Raw genomic sequence first — 15,225 nt, 5'->3', positions numbered from 1 at the left:
TCGTCCTATTTCACGGCGCCCTGAAGAAGGGCTTTCACGAAGTGGCGCTGGAAAAAGAGGAACACCAGCAGGGAGGGGGCAATTATCAGCAATGACCCGGCGCACAACAATGCGATGTTCGTGCCGTGCTCCCCCTGGAACGCGCCCAGCCCGCCGGCGACGGTCCGCATGGTCGGGTCGTCGACGAGCACGAGCGGCAGCAGGTACTGGTTCCAGGTCGCCAGGAAGAACAGGATCGTGAGCGCCGACAGCGCGGGCACCGCGAGCGGCAGCTGGACCTGCCGGAAGATCTGCCACGGCGTGGCGCCGTCGAGCTCGGCGGCCTCGGTCAGCGCCGTCTCCACCCGGAGGAAGCTCGCCCGCATCCAGAACACCCCGAAGGGCATCAGCAGCCCGATGAGCGGCAGGATGACGGCCCACCGCGTCCCGAGCAGGCCCAGGTCACGCAGGTTGTAGTAGAGCGGCGTGATGAGCGCCTCGAACGGCAGGGTCAGCCCGACGAGCAGGAGCGCGTTGACGAGCCGGCCGCCGGGTACGTCGAGCTGCGCGAGCCCGTACCCGGCCGCGGTCGCCATGACGACGGCGGCCGGTACGACACCCAGCACGATCAGGACGCTCGACTCGAACAGCGCCAGGAAGTTCGCCGCCGTCCAGGCGTCGGCGAAGTTGCCCCACTGCGGGTCCTCGGGCCAGGCGAGCCCGGGTGGCGTGCCGTTCTGCGGTGCGAGCGCGGCCGTGAGCATGCTGAGCAGGGGCAGCACCGCGAACGCCATGAGCGCCACGAGGATGACGACCCGCGAGACGAGGCCGTGGCGGGTCGACGAGACGGTGTTCACTGGTGCCTCCCGAGTCGCTGGATGGGCCAGATGACGAGCAGCACGAGGGCCGCGAGGAAGACGGCGAGGGCCGAGGCCTGGCCGACCTGCTGCTCCAGGAAGGTGAGCCGGTAGATCTCCACGCCCGGCACCATGGTCTGGTAGCCGGGGCCGCCCTGGGTCGCGATCTGGACGACGTCGAAGCTCGCCAGGGCCGCGATCGTGCCGATGGTCGCGCAGACGGCGATCTCTCCGCGGAGACCGGGCAGCGTGACCGCGAAGAACTCGGCGACCCGGCCCGCCCCGTCCAGCCGGGCGGCCTCGTAGAGCGACGGGTCGATCTTGCCGACGCCGGACAGCAGGAGCACCGTGCAGAACCCGAACGACAGCCAGAAGCCGATGACGCCGACGGCCGGCAGCGCGAACGTGAAGTCGCCCAGCCACGCGCGCGTCACGGACCCCAGGCCGACCGCCCTGAGCGCCTGGTTGACGAGCCCGTCGGTCGAGAACATCCACGTCCACGCGATGCCGGCCGCCACCGGCGGCAGCACCTGGGGGACGAACAGCACCACCCGCGCCGTGGTGTTGAACGCCCCGGCCCGGAGCTCCCGGATGAGGCTGGCCGCGACGAGACCCAGCCCGACCGGGAGGACGGTGTAGAAGAAGATGAGGACGAACGCGTGGAGCACCGACCCGAGCAGCTCGGGCTCGGCGAAGATCGCTCGCCAGTTGTCCAGGCCCGCCGGTGTCGCCGGCCCGATGCCGTCCCACTCGTAGAACGAGAACTGCACGGACTGGCCCAGCGGGTACAGGACGAACACGCCGTACATGATCATCGCCGGCGCCACCCAGAGCAGGGCGCTCCACCGCCGTGCCGGACGCCGTCGTCGAGCGGGACGTGGGCCCGGTGGCGGCCCCGGGTCCGGCGTGCTCGTCGTCGGGTGTCGTACCAGGTGTCCTGGTGGTCTGGTACCCGCGTCCCGTGTCATGGTCTTACCCCCGGACATCTACTTCTCCGCCTCTTCGTAGTCCTTCTGGATCGCCGCGGAGAACTCGGCCGGTGAGGTCTTCCCGGCCACGAGGAGCTGGGTCTGCGGGATCAGGGTGTTCGCGTGCATCGACGCGGTCGAGTTCGACATGAAGTCGACGAGGCCGTCGCTCTCCAGCAGCTGCTGGAACGACTCGACGGTGCCGGCGACGAGCGACCCGGGCTCGGTGTCCGGCAGGGACGCGTCCTCCGGCCCGGCGGGCGGCAGGCCGAGCAGGTCGAGCGTGCTCTGGCGGGCGCCGTCGTCCGTCTGGATGAAGTCCAGGAACGCGGCCGCGACGTCGGGCTGGTCCGACCTGGTGGGGATCGCCAGCACGCCGGCGGCGGTCATCGCGGTGAACGGCTCGCCGGCCTCGTCGGGCGGGAAGAGGAAGAAGCCGATCTCGTCCCCGGCTGCCTCCTGGAGGGTGGGTGCCTGCCAGTTGCCGCTCGGGAAGAAGACGCCCTCACCCTCGGCGAACCGGGCTGGGGCCTGGGTCTGGTCGATGCTGTTGACGTCCTCCGGCAGGTACCCCTGCTCGCTCCAGCCCTGGAGCGTCGTGGCGGCGTCCACCAGCGCGGGTGTGTCGATGTCGGCGCCCGGCTTGTTGTAGTTCCAGTCCTGGACCACCTGGGTGCCGTCCGCGGCGTTCATCTGGAGGTTCTGCAGCGGGTACGCCAGCCCGCCGTCCTTGCCGTTGACCATCATCGGCAGCAGGCCGGCGTCCTTCGCCTTCTGCAGGCTCTCCTCGAGCTCGGCGAGCGTGGCGGGCGGCTCGGACATGCCGATCTGCTCCGCGAGCGCCTTGTTGTAGTAGACGCCCGTCAGCCCGAACCCGGGCCCGGCGCCGTACAGGTGCCCGGTGCCGCGCTGTCGCCCGTCGTCGCCCACGCGGGTGGAGGCGAACTGCGACTGCGGCCACGAGGTCCACCCGTACGCCTCGGCGTACGGGTCCAGGTTGGTGAGCAGCTTGTCCTCGACCAGGTTCCCGAAGGAGGCCAGCCGGACCAGGTCGGGCACCTCCGTGCCCGAGATGAGGCGGGGGACGTTCGTCGTCAGGCTGTTGAAGTCCTCGCCGGTCACCTCCACGGTGACGTTGGTGTGCTCGCCCTGGAAGGCCTCGCCGAGCGCCTCGTAGAGCGGCACGTCAGGGGTGGACACGAGCACGTCGAGGGTGACCGGATCGTCGCCGATGCTTGTGCTCACGTCCGTCGGTGTGTCGGACAGCGGGCTCTGGGCGCCCGGGGCGCCGCACGATGCGAGGAGGGCCGTCAGGACGACGGGAAGAGCGATGTTCAAGCCCGGTCGACGGTCCCGCCGGGGCAGGGTGGTGGTGGTACGCATGACAGCTCCTCACGCATGGATGTCGGACGGTGTGCTGACCGCGAGACCTGCGCGGTCCGGTTCCTGGTGGGCGAACGCCCGGCGAAGTGCCGCGCCGGCCTTCTCCAGCGCGTCGGTGGCGTCCGTCATGACGCCCGGATACTCGATGAACCCGTGGATCTGGCCCGGGTAGTCGTGCACCTCGACCGGGACCAGGTCCTCGCGCAGGCGCGCGGTGTACTCGACGGACTCGCCGCGCAGGATGTCGTGCTCGGCCGTGATGACGACGGCGGGGCAGACGCCGCGCAGCGTCTCGGCGTGCAGCGGCGAGACGACCGGCGACCGGCGCAGCGGCCGGTCGGGGACGTAGGCGTCCCACAGGTAGGCGATTCGCTCGAACGCCGTCCTGCCGTAGTCGGCCGTCCCCGCGAAGCGTGAGTAGGACTCCACGAAGCGGCGTTTGCCCGGGGTGTCCATGGTGCTGTCCAGGACCGGGTACACCAGCAGCTGGAGCGCCAGGACGGCCCGGGAGTCCCGCGCCCGGAGCGCGGCCGCCGCCGCGAGGTTCCCGCCGGCGCTGTCGCCCCCGACCGCGACCTGGGAGAAGTTGCGTCGCGCCCAGCCGACGGCGGTCCAGGTGTCGTCGAGCGCGGCGGGGAACGGGTGCTCGGGGGCGAGCCGGTAGTCGATCGTGAGCACGGCGCACCCGGCACGGTTGGCGATCGCTCGCGCGACGCCCTCGCAGCAGTCCAGGTCGCCGAGCATCCAGCCGCCGCCGTGCATCCAGACCAGGACGTCGTCCTCGTCGCCCCGCGGCCGGTAGAGCCGGGAGGGGACGCCGCCGGCGTCGACGGTCTCGGCGCGGGCCACGGGCTCCAGCCGGCCGCGGTGGGTGAGCACGTGGTCCCGGGCCTGCTTCCGCAGCGCGGGGACGTCGCGGCCCCAGTGGTTCGCCTGGGGCGCGAGGGAGTCGAGGTATCTCTGCACCTGCGCGCTGGGCACGGGGCTGACGGGTGTCGCCATGGGCTCCTCCTTGAGCGGGGCGGGCCTGCCGTGTCAACCGGCAGGCGGGAGTGACCACTCCGTCGTGGTCTGTCGGCCTAGAGATGGTGGTCGGTCACCGGTGGTCGGGGACCACACGGCGGGCGGTTGTCTTGACACCCCGCCGCGGGGAGGGCGGGTGAGAGCGACCACGTCGTCGTGGCCTTCTCGCTCGGCCGGGCGGGTGCTGCCGGTCGCAGTACCGCCCGATACCGACTGAGTAGTCAGTCTGTTTTGTGTATTCGAATGTAGCTCGCTGTCGGTCGCGTGTCCAAGCGACCGGGAGTGGTGTGATCGTTTCGTGATCCTGCCGAGCTCCCGGAGTGCCGCGGGAACCTCGGCCCGGGCGGCGTCGAGGCGGCGGGTCAGGCGTCGTCGACGAGGGCGGCGATCCGGTCGGCCACGTCCGAGCCCTGGGCCGGGAGGTAGGCGACGAGGGTCAGCTCGTCGTCGAGCGTGCGCATCTTGGTCAGCCGCAGCTCGATGCGCCCCAGCTCGGGGTGGCGAACCGTCCTGGTGTGGCTGCCCAGCGCCGAGATCCCCTTCGCGCGCCAGAGCTCCCGGAACTCCTCGCTCTCGTTCTCCAGGTCAGCGACCAGGCGTGCGAGGTCGGGGTCCGTCACCGCCTGGCCTACCCGGGCGCGGAAGAACGCCACGCTCTGCGCAGCCTCGGCGGACCAGTCCTCGGCCATCGCGCGCACCCGCTCGTCCGTGAACGTCAGCCACAGTACGTTCCGCCGGGACGGGTCGACCTCGCGCAGACCGGGGTACAGGACCTCGGCGCCCCGGTTCCAGGCCGCGACGTCGAACCTGTGGTCCACCAGGAGCGCGGGACTGGGATCGAGGCCGTCCAGGAGGGCCCGGTAGCCCCCGGCATCGGCGTCGGCCGCGTCCGCCGAGGGCGCGGCTGAGCGCTCCGGGAGCTCTCCTGCGAGCCGGAACAGGTGCGCCGCCTCGGCGTCGTCGAGCCCCAGGACGTCCACGAGGCTGCCGAGCACCTGCCGTGAGCCGTGGACGTTCCTGCCTTGCTCGAGCCACGTGTACCAGGTCACGCTCAACCCGGCCAGCAGGGCCACCTCCTCGCGCCGCAGGCCCGGGGTGCGACGTCGGCCGGCCTCGGGCAGCCCGACGTCGCGCGGACGACGGCGCTCGCGCCGGCTCCTCAAGAACTGGCCGAGCTCGCGCTGCTGATCGGACGCCGCCACGCCGTCCATCGTCCCAGATCCGGTGCACCGACCCGGTGCGGTCATCCGGGTGCTCTCGATACCAGTACATGTCGTGTCTGGAGGTCCGTGCCGCGCGCCGCGACGATCGACGTGCCGGGGCCGCACGACGGCGACGACCGCTCGTCGCGTGCCCTGGGGTGCACGACCACCGACGAGAGGAACGAGCATGAGCAACGTCTTCATCACCGGCGCGACGGGCGGGATCGGCGAGCCGACCGTCCGGGCCCTGGCGGAGCGTGGTCACCGCGTGTTCGCGGGGGTGCGCGCCATGGACCGGGCCAAGGCCCTCGACGGGCTGGCCGGCGTGGAGCCGGTGGTGGTCGACGTCACCGACGAGGACTCGGTCCGGCGGGCGGCGCACGACGTCGCGGGCCGGCTCGGCGGGACCAGGCTGGACGCCGTCGTGAACAACGCGGGGATCATCGTCGAGGGGCCGCTGGAGCTCGTGCCGGAGTCCGAGCTGGAGCGCGAGCTCCGCGTCAACGTGCTCGGCCCGGCCGCAGTGATCCGGGCGTTCCTGCCGCTGCTGCGGGCCGCCCGAGGCCGGGTCGTGAACGTGACCGCGCCGACCGCGCGCCGGGCCGTTCCGTACAACGGGCCGATCTCGGCGAGCAAGGCAGCTCTCGAATCCCTCAGCGTCGCGCTGCGGGGAGAGCTGGCCACATGGGGCGTGCGGGTCGTGATCGTCGAGCCGGCCGCCACCGACACCCCGATCTTCGACCTCGCCGCCCACGCCGCGGACGCTTCCTATCGCACGGCTGATCCGGGCGTGCTGGAGCTGTACGCGCCGAGGATCGAGTCCGTCCGCCGGACCGCCGCCGGCATGACGTTGGCGGATCCTGGCGCCGTCGCGAAGGTGCTGGTCCGCGCGATCACGACGCCCCGTCCACGCACCATGTACACCGCCGGCCGCGGCGCCGGACTGCTCCCGATGCTGGCCCACCTGCCGGACCGCGTCTCGGACGCCCTGGTCAACCGAGCCATCGGCCTCACGGGCGTCCACCAGGCAGCCTCGGCGCCCCGGTAGGGCCCGGTCCGACCGCGGGCCTCGTTCCGCCCGGCGCCGTCCCCTGGCGGCGGGCACCACGGACATCCCTGACCTGGACGGGGCTCGACCTGCCGACCGGGACACCACGAGATGCGGCGCGAGCCGTTGATCGAGTGGTCCACGTGCTGATCATCCGTCGGCCGTATGCCACGAGGTGCGCGTCGTTCGGGAGGCTCGTCATGGGCTGCCGGACCCTGCCGCGGCGGCAGGTCGGGGTCTACCGTGGGCCCGACGGTGACCCTAGGATCCTGCTGGTGCTGACTGAGTGGGGCGCGAGATGACGAGCACGCGCACGAGGCGCCCGGCCTGGACCGGCAGGTCCGACTTCCTGTGGACTGCCGCCATCTCGGTGCTGGCGGGATTCGCGATGATCGCCTTGGCGCTGGAGGCCAACCACGCTGGAGTCGACCCGTTCCTTGCCTACGTGGCGGGCTCGGTGTCGTGCGCGGCGCTCCCGGTCGCGCTGCGTCGCCCGGTCGTCGCGACGGTGATGCAGGTCGCGGCCACCGCGACGCTCGAACTGGCGGGATCCGGCGAGGCCGGAGCGGAGCAGTTCCCTGTCATGACGATCTGTGTCCTGGTGGCGCACACCGGGCTGATCGCCGTGCGCCACACCTGGCAGATCGCCCTCGGCGCGTGGTGGACGCTCGCCGGGGCCTCGGTACTTCTGGTCGCCTTGGCCTCGGACGACAAGGCATCGGAGGCGGAGGAGACCCTTGCGCTGGTAGTTCTCGGCTCCGCTTCCCTGGTTGCCCTGATCGGTGGGGTCGCCTACCGGTACCGGGTGCGGCTGCGTGGGGAGCTGGCGGCGGCTCGGCGTGACGTCGAGATCGAACAGGAGCGGCGCACGCTGGTCGAGGAACGCGCTCGTATCGCGCGGGAGCTGCACGATGTCGTTGCCCACAGCATGTCGGTGATCCACATGCAGGCGACCTCGGCGCCCTATCGTCTGCCGGGGGCGGATCCCGAGACTCGCGAGGAGTTCACGGCGATCGCCGCAGCAGCACGTGGGGCCCTGGGCGAGATGCGTCAGCTGCTCGGAGTGCTGCGCGCCACCGACGCGGAACCGGAGAAGGATCCGGCACCGGGCCTGGCCCAGTTGCCAGAGCTCGTCGAAGCCACCGGCAGATACGGCGGGCCCGTCACCCTGGTCGTCGAGGAGGGGGCGCGGCGTGCCCCGGACACCGTCGGCGCAACGGTGTACCGGATCGTGCAGGAGGCGCTGAGCAACGTCGTTCGGCACGCCCGCGGTGCCTCGGCCACCGTACGAGTCGCCTCGGATGGTGCGGCGCTGACCGTGACGGTGGTCAACACCCCGGGGGTCCCGGGCAGCGTCGAGCGGCCCGACGACCTGCGACGGCCACAGCTCGGGGTGACCGGGATGCGCGAGCGGGTGGCTCACCTCGGTGGCGACTTCTCCCACGGGCCCACTGCCGGGGGCGGGTTCCAGGTCACCGCAAGGCTGCCGCTCCCTGTACTGGACGACGCCGACCACATCGACGATGCCACTGACAGGAGCCACACCGGATGATCAAGGTTCTCGTGGTCGACGACCAGCCGATGATCCGCGTGGGCATCCGCGCGATCCTGGACTCCTACGACGACATCGCTGTCGCAGGGGATGCCGCCGACGGCCAGGCCGCCCTGCAGCAGGCACGGGCCCTGCGGCCTCACGTCATCCTGATGGACGTACGGATGCCCGTGCTCGACGGCCTGGCGGCCACCCGCGAACTGCTCGCACCCGCGCCTGACCGGCCGGACCGCCCACGGGTGATGATGCTGACGACCTTCGACGCCGACCACTACGTGTACGAGGCACTGCGGGCCGGCGCAAGCGGCTTCCTGCTCAAGGACTCCGGCCCCGATGAGCTCGCCTCGGCTGTCCGGACGATCGCGAGGGGCGAGGCGCTGCTGGCCCCCGCGATCACTCAACGCCTGATCGAACGGTTCGTCGAGACAGCGCCGCGCGACCCCGCGGACCATCCATCGCTGCGGAGCCTGACCGAGCGCGAGCGCGAGGTGCTCACACTGATCGCCCGCGGACTGTCCAACGGCGAGATCGCCGGGTCCCTCGTCATCAGCGAACAGACCGTCAAGTCCCATGTCAGCAGGATCCTGCAGAAGCTCGGTCTGCGGGACCGTGTCCAGGCGGTCGTGTTCGGTTACGAGAACGGGCTCGTCGTTCCCGGCCGGTAACCGATCGGCAGGTGCGAACCCTGAGCTCAAGATGGTCCTCAGGTAGGGGCCTGATCGCTCCGGCGGGTGATGCCCGTGCAGCACCCCCTTTCCTACGTTTCTGGTGATCACCCACCGACCACCAGAACACCCGGAGACGGAGCCACCTCGATGTCCACCACCCGCGACGCCGCACCACAGCCGAGCCCCGACGCCACGGCGACCGACAGCCCTGAGACGTCACGATTCACCGCCCGCGAACGCCGGACTCTCCTGGCCGCGAGCCTCTGGCTCGTCGTCGGGCTGCAGCTCGACGCCTTCGCCCACGCCACCATCCCCGACCTGGAGACGTTCTGGACCCCGTGGCACGCCGTCATGTACTCCGGCATCGCCGCCTGCGGCCTCACACTGCTCTGGCTGCTCCGTTCGCGGCTGCCCGCGGTCGTGACCTACCGCAGCCTGCTACGCGAGACTCCGAGCGCCCTGCGGTTGCCAGGCATCGGGATGGGCCTGCTGTTGGTCGGTGGCGGCATCGACACGTTGTGGCACAACCTGTTCGGCATCGAGCGGGGTCTGGAGATCTTCTTCAGCCCCAGTCACTACTTCATCATCGCCGGGATGGTGCTGGTGGCCGCAGGCCCGGCGCTGATGCTCGCCGCCTCCATGCCGTCCTCGGCCCGGAGCGTGCGTGGAGGCGACGCGGCCACCGTGGTCGCCTCGGCAGTACTGGCCTCGATCCCCGTGCACATCTACACCCTGCACGCCTCCGCCCTGCCGACCCCGCACCTCGGTACCGGCGAGATCGAACCGAGCACGTTCTCCATGGATGCCCAGATGTTCCACGGCTACGTGGGCAGCACCGTGGTCCTGCTGATCCCGCTGCTCGTGCTCGCGCGGCGGTGGCAGCTCCCGATCGGCGCACCCACGGTACTGGTGGCAGTCCCGGCCTTCGTCATGAACCTCGTCTTCGGTGACGGCGTCGGTCTCTGGCTGCCGATCACCCTCACCGTCGCCACCGCCATCACCGAACTCGCCGCTCGCGCGCTGGCGCCGAGGCTCCGGCCGCTCACACCCGACACACGGTGGATCGTGCTCGGGCTCCTCGCGCCGATCGTGGTGTGGTCAGCCGTGCTCGCCATCAGCCCCGTCGTGGGCGACGGCGTCTCGTGGAACCTCCACATGATCAGCGGCCTGGTAGCCCTGGTGGGCTTCACCGGCGCCGGAACCGCGTACGTCGTGCGCCGCATCGGACCGCGGTCGACTGAACCGTCCGTCCCGGACACGGTCGTGACCGCCCCGTGAGCCTGCTCCGCCGGGGCACCACCGTTCTGGTCCTGACTGTGGCCATCGTCCTGGGCACCATCTCCCCGGCCTCTGCGCACGCCGGAGGCCTGAGCCCGACAGCCGCACGCGGCGAGGTCGTGTCCGTGTCTCCGGCGGTCCCCGGGCTGGTGGTCACCACCATCGAGGACGGCGCACGGCTGCTGGTACACAACGACACCGGGTCAACCGTCAACGTCCCGGCGGGCGCAGGACAGGCCGCCGCCGTATCCGTGCCAGACGGTCGGTCGTTCAGCTGGATCGACGCCCGGGCCACCACCCTGGAACGAGACCTGGACCAGACCCGAACCGTGCGGTGGACCGTCCCCATGACGGTCGGCGCCACGGCGGTCACCGTCACCGGCAGGTTCGTCGCCGGGCCACCACCCGCCGCCCTGGCCTGGTGGGTGGTCGCGGCCGGCGTCGCGACGGCACTGACCGTCGTCGCACGGCGCGCCCGGCGACCCGACCTGATCCTCGCGGTCGCCGGGCTCGTCACGGTCGTCGCCTCGCTGGCACACGTCATCGGCGCGACCCTCGCGGTCCAGTCCGCCCCGCTGTGGGGAACGTTCATCGACGCGACGGGCATCGGCCTGCTCGTCTGGCCCATGGTCGCGGCGGCCGCGATCGCCGCGCTTCGTGGCAGCACCAGGGGAGTGCTCGGAGTGTGCGCCGGGGCGGGGCTCAGCGTCGTCTTCATCCTCCCCGACGTCACCGTCTTCCACTACGCCGTCCTCCCAGTCGCAGGCCCGGCGACCCTGGAACGACTCCTCGTCGCCGTGGTGCTCGGTGCGGGCACCGCGACAGCCGTAGCAGGAGCCGGAGCACTGCGCTCGCTCGCGAACCCAGGCCCCGAGCGAACCAGCACCCTGCCCGACACCGCAGGCCCCGACACCGCAGGCCCCGACCCTGTTCGACCCGACCGCACCCGACCGGACCGTGCCCGACGCGAACCCGTCCCACCTGAGAGCGAGAACCGATGACCCGCACCACCGCCCACATCGCGCTGGCCGCGGTACTGGCAGCGGCCCTCGCCGGCTGCACCACAGCCCAGCCGGCAACCCGACCCCCAGCCGTGCCGGACGACCCGACCACAGCGTCCAGCCCCCTCACCGAGCAACCGACCCCACCGGCCCAGGGCTGCCGCGGCGAGCTTCCCACCGACGTCCCACCCCTCACGGTCGACGTGCGACTCGAGGACGGCGTCGTCCAACCCTCCCCGGACCGGATCGAGGTGCCCGCGGGCACCACCGTCGTGCTCCGCGCCCAGACCGACACGCCCACCGAGATCCACGTGCACGGCTACGACCTCACCGCACAGGCCGAGCCCGACCGACCCGCCTGCCTCGAGGTCCTCACCGACGCCCCCGGCGTGTTCGACGTCGAAGCCCACCCCGAGACACTCCTCCTCCAGCTCGCCGTCCGGTGAACCCGCAGCACACCCCCCTCACGACCCACGGCGTCGGCACGTCCCAAGACCTCCCGCTGCCCTTCGACCTCGTCCTCCAGGCAGGCGCCCTCGCCGTCGTCCTGTCCTTCCTCGCCGTCTCCACACTCTGGCGAACGCCCCGCGGCGCCAGCACCCGACGCCTCCCCGCGACCTGGGACACCGCCCTGCGCTCCCACCTCTGGCGCACCCCGCTACGACTGATCGTCCTGGCGCTCGCGGTCTACGTGGTCGGCAACGCGCTGCTCGGCCCCCACGACGAGACCAACCCCGCGGCTCACGTGCTCTTCGTCTGGCTCTGGGTCGGACTCGTCCCGCTGAGCGTCCTGCTCGGGCTGGTGTGGCGCGCACTCAACCCGCTGCGCACCCTGCATGCCGGCCTGTGCCGGCTGCTCCGGATCCCGACCGGAGGTCTGCGACCGGCCGCAGGGGACGGGCGGACCGGATACTGGCCCGCCGCGGCGGCGTTGCTCGCCTTCGTCTGGCTGGAGCTGATCGCTCCCGACCGCACCGACCCGCGCCTTGTCGGCGGCTGGCTCCTGGCGTACACCGTGGTCCAGCTCGGCTTCGCCGTCGTGCGCGGAGAGCGTTGGTTCGCGCGTGGCGACGGGTTCGAGATGTACTCCGAGCTCGCCGGCAGGTTGAGTGTTCTGGGCAGGGACGACGCCGGCCGGTACGTGCTGCGTTCGCCCCTGGCCGGTCTGACCACGAAGGCACCCGGGCGCGGCACGGTGGCGTTCCTGGCTGTCTGGTGGGGTTCGACCATCTTCGACAGCGCCTCGGGCTCGCCTCTGTGGACCGGGTTCGTGCAGTCCACGCCGGTGCCGGAGCTGGTCTCCACCGCGGGCCTGGCCGCCGTCTGCCTGCTGATGGCCGGCAGCCTGCGGTGGGCAGCCCGGGGTGCGGACGTCGCGCTTCCCCTCGTCCCGATCGCCGCGGGCTACACCCTCGCGCACTACGCCTCGCTGCTCGTCGTGGAAGGTCCTCGCGGCCTGGAGCTCCTGGTGCGGCAGTGGGCACCGGACGGCAACTTCCCCGCGACGATGGACGCACCTGATCCTGGGGCAGTGGCCCTGTTCCAGGTCGCGTGCATCATCATGGGCCATCTCGCGGGCGTGCTTGCCGCGCACGGCCGAGCGCTGCGGGCCGCCCCGGGGCGACAACTCACCCTGGTGCTGGCCGACGAGCTGCCGAGCGTCCTGCTGATGGTCGGCTACACCTGGGCCGGGCTGTTCCTGCTCTTCGCCGCCTGATCGCCGGCCCCGAGCACCAGACGAACGTGTGATCGCCGTACTCAGACGATGGAGATCCTCGCGGCCGGCGTGCCCGGAGCCTGACTGCGCACCGAAGCGGTCGACTGAGCTGATCAGGCCGGAGGGAGGGCAGTGGCCCCGGTTTCGGGCTCGTCGACTTTCCACCGCTGCACGTAGCCGGCGACGGAGTGCAGCGCGTCCATCAGGTCCTGTCCCTGGGCTGTGAGCCGGTAGCGGATCGTGACCGGAGTGGTGGGGATCACGATGCGCTCGACCAGCTGTGCGGCCTCCAGCTGCTTGAGGCGCAGGGTGAGCATCCGCGCGGACAGGCCCGTGGTCATCGCGGTGATCTCCCCGAATCGTTCGACGCCGCGTCCCAGTGCAAGCAGGATGCTCGGCGACCAGCGCTGTCCGACGACCTCGAGGAGCTTGCTGGCGTGCCGGCACTCCGCTTCGTCAGTGTCGTGCCAGGCGGTGTGCGCGGGAGAAGCGGCAGGTGTAGTCACTTACGAATCGTAACTCGGTTACCCGAGCGTTGCGGATCGGGTGGGTTGTCACGAGGCTGAGTGCATGCCTGATTACGGACATCCGCTGCGGTTCGGCAGCTTCATCTCCCCGGTCGCCGTGCCCGCGCAGCGAGCGGTCGATCTGGCGGTGCTCAGCGAGGACATCGGTCTGGATCTGGTGACGTTCCAGGACCATCCCTATCAGGCGGTGTTCCACGACACGTGGACGCTGTTGTCGTGGGTCGCGGCGCGCACCGAGCGCATCCATGTCGCAGGGAACGTGCTGAATCTCCCGCTGCGGCAGCCCGCCGTCCTCGCGCGTGCCGCAGCGAGCCTGGACCTGCTCAGTGGTGGCCGGTTCGAGATGGGGATCGGGGCAGGCGGCTTCTACGATGCGATCGCCGGGATGGGCGGTCCGCTGCTCACCCCGCCCGAAGCCGTCTCGGGCGTGGACGAGGCGCTGGACATCGTCCGCGGCATCTGGGACGTCGATGATCCCTCGCCGTTGCAGGTCGGTGGTCACATGCACCACGTCGACAGCCCGCGCCGCGGCCCCCGGCCCGCGCACGACATCCCGATCTGGGTCGGCGCGGTCAAACCCCGCATGCAGCGGATCATCGGACGTAAGGCCGACGGCTGGCTGCCGAGCCTGCCGTGGCTCAAACCCGGTGACCTCGCCCGGGGCAACCGGACGATCGACGAGGCCGCCCGGCAGGCGGGACGCGCGCCCGAGCGGATCGTGCGGCTGCTCAACATCAGCGCACGAGACCGCGCCGACAAGCTCGCCCAGCTCGCGATCGAGGACGGTACGAGCGTGTTCATCATCGCCAGCGACGACCCCGACGAGCTGCGCCGATTCGCCGAGGTCACCGCGAAAGAGATCCGGGAACGGGTCGCCGGAGCCCGCGACGCCGCCGGCGCCCCGGCCTGAACCGCCCCTGACACGTTGCTCTCGAACGTGAGCAGCAGAAAGAGAGGAATCTCGTGAAGCTGGGAACCATGCTCCCCGTCTCGGGGCCGCACGCGACGCCGGCCAACATCACCACGATGGCGCAGGCCGCCGAGCGGCTCGACTACGACTCCTTGTGGACGTACGAACGCGTGCTACGGCCGATGGCGCCCGTCTGGCCCGGTCCGGACGGCACTCTCCAGCGAGCTCCCGAGCTGTACCACACTACCTACGAGCCGCTGCAGACCCTGAGCCATGTCGCTGCGCTCACCAGCCGCATCAGCCTCGGTACCAGCATCATCAGCGCGCTGCTTCACACGCCCGTCGTCCTGGCCCGCCGCCTGGCGACACTCGACCAGTTCAGCGGCGGTCGCGTCATCGCCGGCTTCGGGCAGGGCTCCATCCCTCAGGAGTTCGCCACGGCCAACGTGCCCTGGAACCGCCGTGGGGCAGGCCTGGACGACATGGTCGCGGCAGTGCGAGCCGTCTGGGGCCCGGACCCCGTCGAGTACGACGGCCGCTTTTACTCGGTCGAGGCATCGGAGATCAACCCGAAGCCGGTACGCGGCACGATCCCCATCATCATCGGTGCCTCCACCGACGCCGGGATCGACCGAGCGGCCCGGATCGCGGACGGCATCACGCCGGTCACCTTCTCGCTGGAAGCGGTGACAGCGCAGGCAGCCAGATTCCGGGAGGGGGCCGCGCGTCTGGACCGCGATCCTTCCGCTCTCATGGTGATCGCGCAGTCGAACACCCCCATGACAGCCGCGCCGATGGGCAGCGACCGCCCGTTCCTCGGTGGTGCGCCGAACCAGCTCGCCGAGGACATCGAGAAGCTCCAGGGCCGGGGGATCGACGGGGTCACGTTCGCGTACCCGTCGTCGGAGCCGGTGAACGTGCAGATCGAGATGCTGGACGAGCTCCGCGCGCTTGTGCCGAGGGCCTGACGAGGTCCTCCCGATCCCCGGTTCGGAGGTCAGGGCTCCGCCCCGTCAAGGGGATCGTCAACATGTCGGCGGACTACCACTCCCCGCCGGGAGCGGGAGCGCGGCCCGCAGCCGTCGCCGCAGATGCTGGCCTCGATCGCGCAG

15 protein-coding genes are annotated in these 15,225 nt (G+C 71.1%); 9 read left to right on the top strand and 6 right to left on the bottom strand.

Annotation, left to right across the window (positions count from 1 at the left end; translation table 11 throughout):
* Positions 1 to 5: 5 nt before the first annotated feature.
* From ACH45N_RS17020 to ACH45N_RS17000, 5 genes are all read right to left on the bottom strand, one after another.
* Positions 6 to 836 (bottom strand): carbohydrate ABC transporter permease, encoded by an 831-nt coding sequence (locus tag ACH45N_RS17020; RefSeq protein ID WP_397395923.1) that lies wholly within the window; start codon positions 834 to 836, stop codon positions 6 to 8.
* A complete protein-coding gene (locus ACH45N_RS17015) occupies positions 833 to 1,651 on the bottom strand; it encodes a carbohydrate ABC transporter permease (protein WP_397395921.1) in 819 nt (272 codons plus the stop codon). The genes ACH45N_RS17020 and ACH45N_RS17015 overlap by 4 nt, the downstream gene beginning before the upstream one ends.
* Before the next feature lie 171 nt (positions 1,652 to 1,822).
* The gene (locus tag ACH45N_RS17010; protein WP_397395919.1) at positions 1,823 to 3,187 is read right to left on the bottom strand and encodes an ABC transporter substrate-binding protein; all 1,365 of its coding nucleotides are present in this window, start codon (positions 3,185 to 3,187) and stop codon (positions 1,823 to 1,825) included.
* A 9-nt stretch (positions 3,188 to 3,196) separates the two neighbouring features.
* Complete coding sequence (locus ACH45N_RS17005; protein ID WP_397395916.1) at positions 3,197 to 4,189, bottom strand: alpha/beta hydrolase; 993 nt, start codon at positions 4,187 to 4,189, stop codon at positions 3,197 to 3,199.
* Positions 4,190 to 4,572: 383 nt separating this feature from the next.
* Entirely contained in the window at positions 4,573 to 5,412 is an 840-nt protein-coding gene (locus tag ACH45N_RS17000; RefSeq protein WP_397395913.1) for a helix-turn-helix transcriptional regulator, read from the bottom strand.
* 187 nt (positions 5,413 to 5,599) lie between these two features.
* On the opposite strand from ACH45N_RS17000, the gene ACH45N_RS16995 reads away from it, so the two are divergent.
* From ACH45N_RS16995 to ACH45N_RS16965, 7 genes are all read left to right on the top strand, one after another.
* A complete protein-coding gene (locus ACH45N_RS16995; RefSeq protein ID WP_397395911.1) occupies positions 5,600 to 6,460 on the top strand; it encodes an SDR family NAD(P)-dependent oxidoreductase in 861 nt (286 codons plus the stop codon).
* Between the two features lie 298 nt (positions 6,461 to 6,758).
* Positions 6,759 to 8,012 (top strand): sensor histidine kinase, encoded by a 1,254-nt coding sequence (locus tag ACH45N_RS16990; RefSeq protein ID WP_397395909.1) that lies wholly within the window; start codon positions 6,759 to 6,761, stop codon positions 8,010 to 8,012.
* Positions 8,009 to 8,677, top strand: a complete 669-nt coding sequence (locus ACH45N_RS16985; protein WP_397395907.1) for a response regulator — start codon at positions 8,009 to 8,011, stop codon at positions 8,675 to 8,677. Before ACH45N_RS16990 ends, ACH45N_RS16985 begins: the two co-directional genes overlap by 4 nt.
* Positions 8,678 to 8,827: 150 nt before the next feature.
* Entirely contained in the window at positions 8,828 to 9,958 is a 1,131-nt protein-coding gene (locus ACH45N_RS16980) for a hypothetical protein (RefSeq protein WP_397395905.1), read from the top strand.
* Positions 9,955 to 10,959: a hypothetical protein gene (locus tag ACH45N_RS16975; protein ID WP_397395903.1), complete on the top strand. Its 1,005-nt coding sequence runs from the start codon at positions 9,955 to 9,957 to the stop codon at positions 10,957 to 10,959. The genes ACH45N_RS16980 and ACH45N_RS16975 overlap by 4 nt, the downstream gene beginning before the upstream one ends.
* Positions 10,956 to 11,405, top strand: coding sequence for a hypothetical protein (locus tag ACH45N_RS16970; RefSeq protein WP_397395901.1), 450 nt, complete (start codon positions 10,956 to 10,958; stop codon positions 11,403 to 11,405). Before ACH45N_RS16975 ends, ACH45N_RS16970 begins: the two co-directional genes overlap by 4 nt.
* A complete protein-coding gene (locus ACH45N_RS16965) occupies positions 11,402 to 12,676 on the top strand; it encodes a hypothetical protein (RefSeq protein ID WP_397395899.1) in 1,275 nt (424 codons plus the stop codon). Before ACH45N_RS16970 ends, ACH45N_RS16965 begins: the two co-directional genes overlap by 4 nt.
* A gap of 113 nt (positions 12,677 to 12,789) precedes the next feature.
* Here the strand turns inward: ACH45N_RS16965 and ACH45N_RS16960 are convergent, their stop codons facing one another.
* Positions 12,790 to 13,182 carry a winged helix-turn-helix transcriptional regulator gene (locus ACH45N_RS16960; RefSeq protein ID WP_397395897.1) on the bottom strand — a complete coding sequence of 131 codons (393 nt, stop codon included), beginning with the start codon at positions 13,180 to 13,182 and terminating at the stop codon, positions 12,790 to 12,792.
* 118 nt (positions 13,183 to 13,300) lie between these two features.
* On the opposite strand from ACH45N_RS16960, the gene ACH45N_RS16955 reads away from it, so the two are divergent.
* Positions 13,301 to 14,113, top strand: coding sequence for an LLM class flavin-dependent oxidoreductase (locus tag ACH45N_RS16955; protein ID WP_397395895.1), 813 nt, complete (start codon positions 13,301 to 13,303; stop codon positions 14,111 to 14,113).
* A gap of 53 nt (positions 14,114 to 14,166) precedes the next feature.
* Positions 14,167 to 15,081, top strand: a complete 915-nt coding sequence (locus ACH45N_RS16950) for a TIGR03619 family F420-dependent LLM class oxidoreductase (RefSeq protein WP_397395893.1) — start codon at positions 14,167 to 14,169, stop codon at positions 15,079 to 15,081.
* The last annotated feature ends 144 nt before the right edge of the window (positions 15,082 to 15,225 follow it).

The sequence above is a fragment of the Promicromonospora sp. NPDC019610 genome (genome assembly GCF_044389365.1).
Taxonomy (GTDB): domain Bacteria; phylum Actinomycetota; class Actinomycetes; order Actinomycetales; family Cellulomonadaceae; genus Promicromonospora.
The sequence above is the reverse complement of the archived record's forward strand: the minus strand, read 5'-3'. Positions and strand labels throughout refer to the sequence as shown.

Bases quoted from the DNA above. Each gene is read 5' to 3' on its own strand.
- ACH45N_RS17015 (WP_397395921.1), bottom strand. From the start codon at position 1,651: ATGATCATGTACGGCGTGTTCGTCCTGTACCCGCTGGGCCAGTCCGTG.
- ACH45N_RS17010 (WP_397395919.1), bottom strand. From the start codon at position 3,187: ATGCGTACCACCACCACCCTGCCCCGGCGGGACCGTCGACCGGGCTTG.
- ACH45N_RS17005 (WP_397395916.1), bottom strand. From the start codon at position 4,189: ATGGCGACACCCGTCAGCCCCGTGCCCAGCGCGCAGGTGCAGAGATAC.
- ACH45N_RS16995 (WP_397395911.1), top strand. From the start codon at position 5,600: ATGAGCAACGTCTTCATCACCGGCGCGACGGGCGGGATCGGCGAGCCG.
- ACH45N_RS16990 (WP_397395909.1), top strand. From the start codon at position 6,759: ATGACGAGCACGCGCACGAGGCGCCCGGCCTGGACCGGCAGGTCCGAC.
- ACH45N_RS16985 (WP_397395907.1), top strand. From the start codon at position 8,009: ATGATCAAGGTTCTCGTGGTCGACGACCAGCCGATGATCCGCGTGGGC.
- ACH45N_RS16980 (WP_397395905.1), top strand. From the start codon at position 8,828: ATGTCCACCACCCGCGACGCCGCACCACAGCCGAGCCCCGACGCCACG.
- ACH45N_RS16970 (WP_397395901.1), top strand. From the start codon at position 10,956: ATGACCCGCACCACCGCCCACATCGCGCTGGCCGCGGTACTGGCAGCG.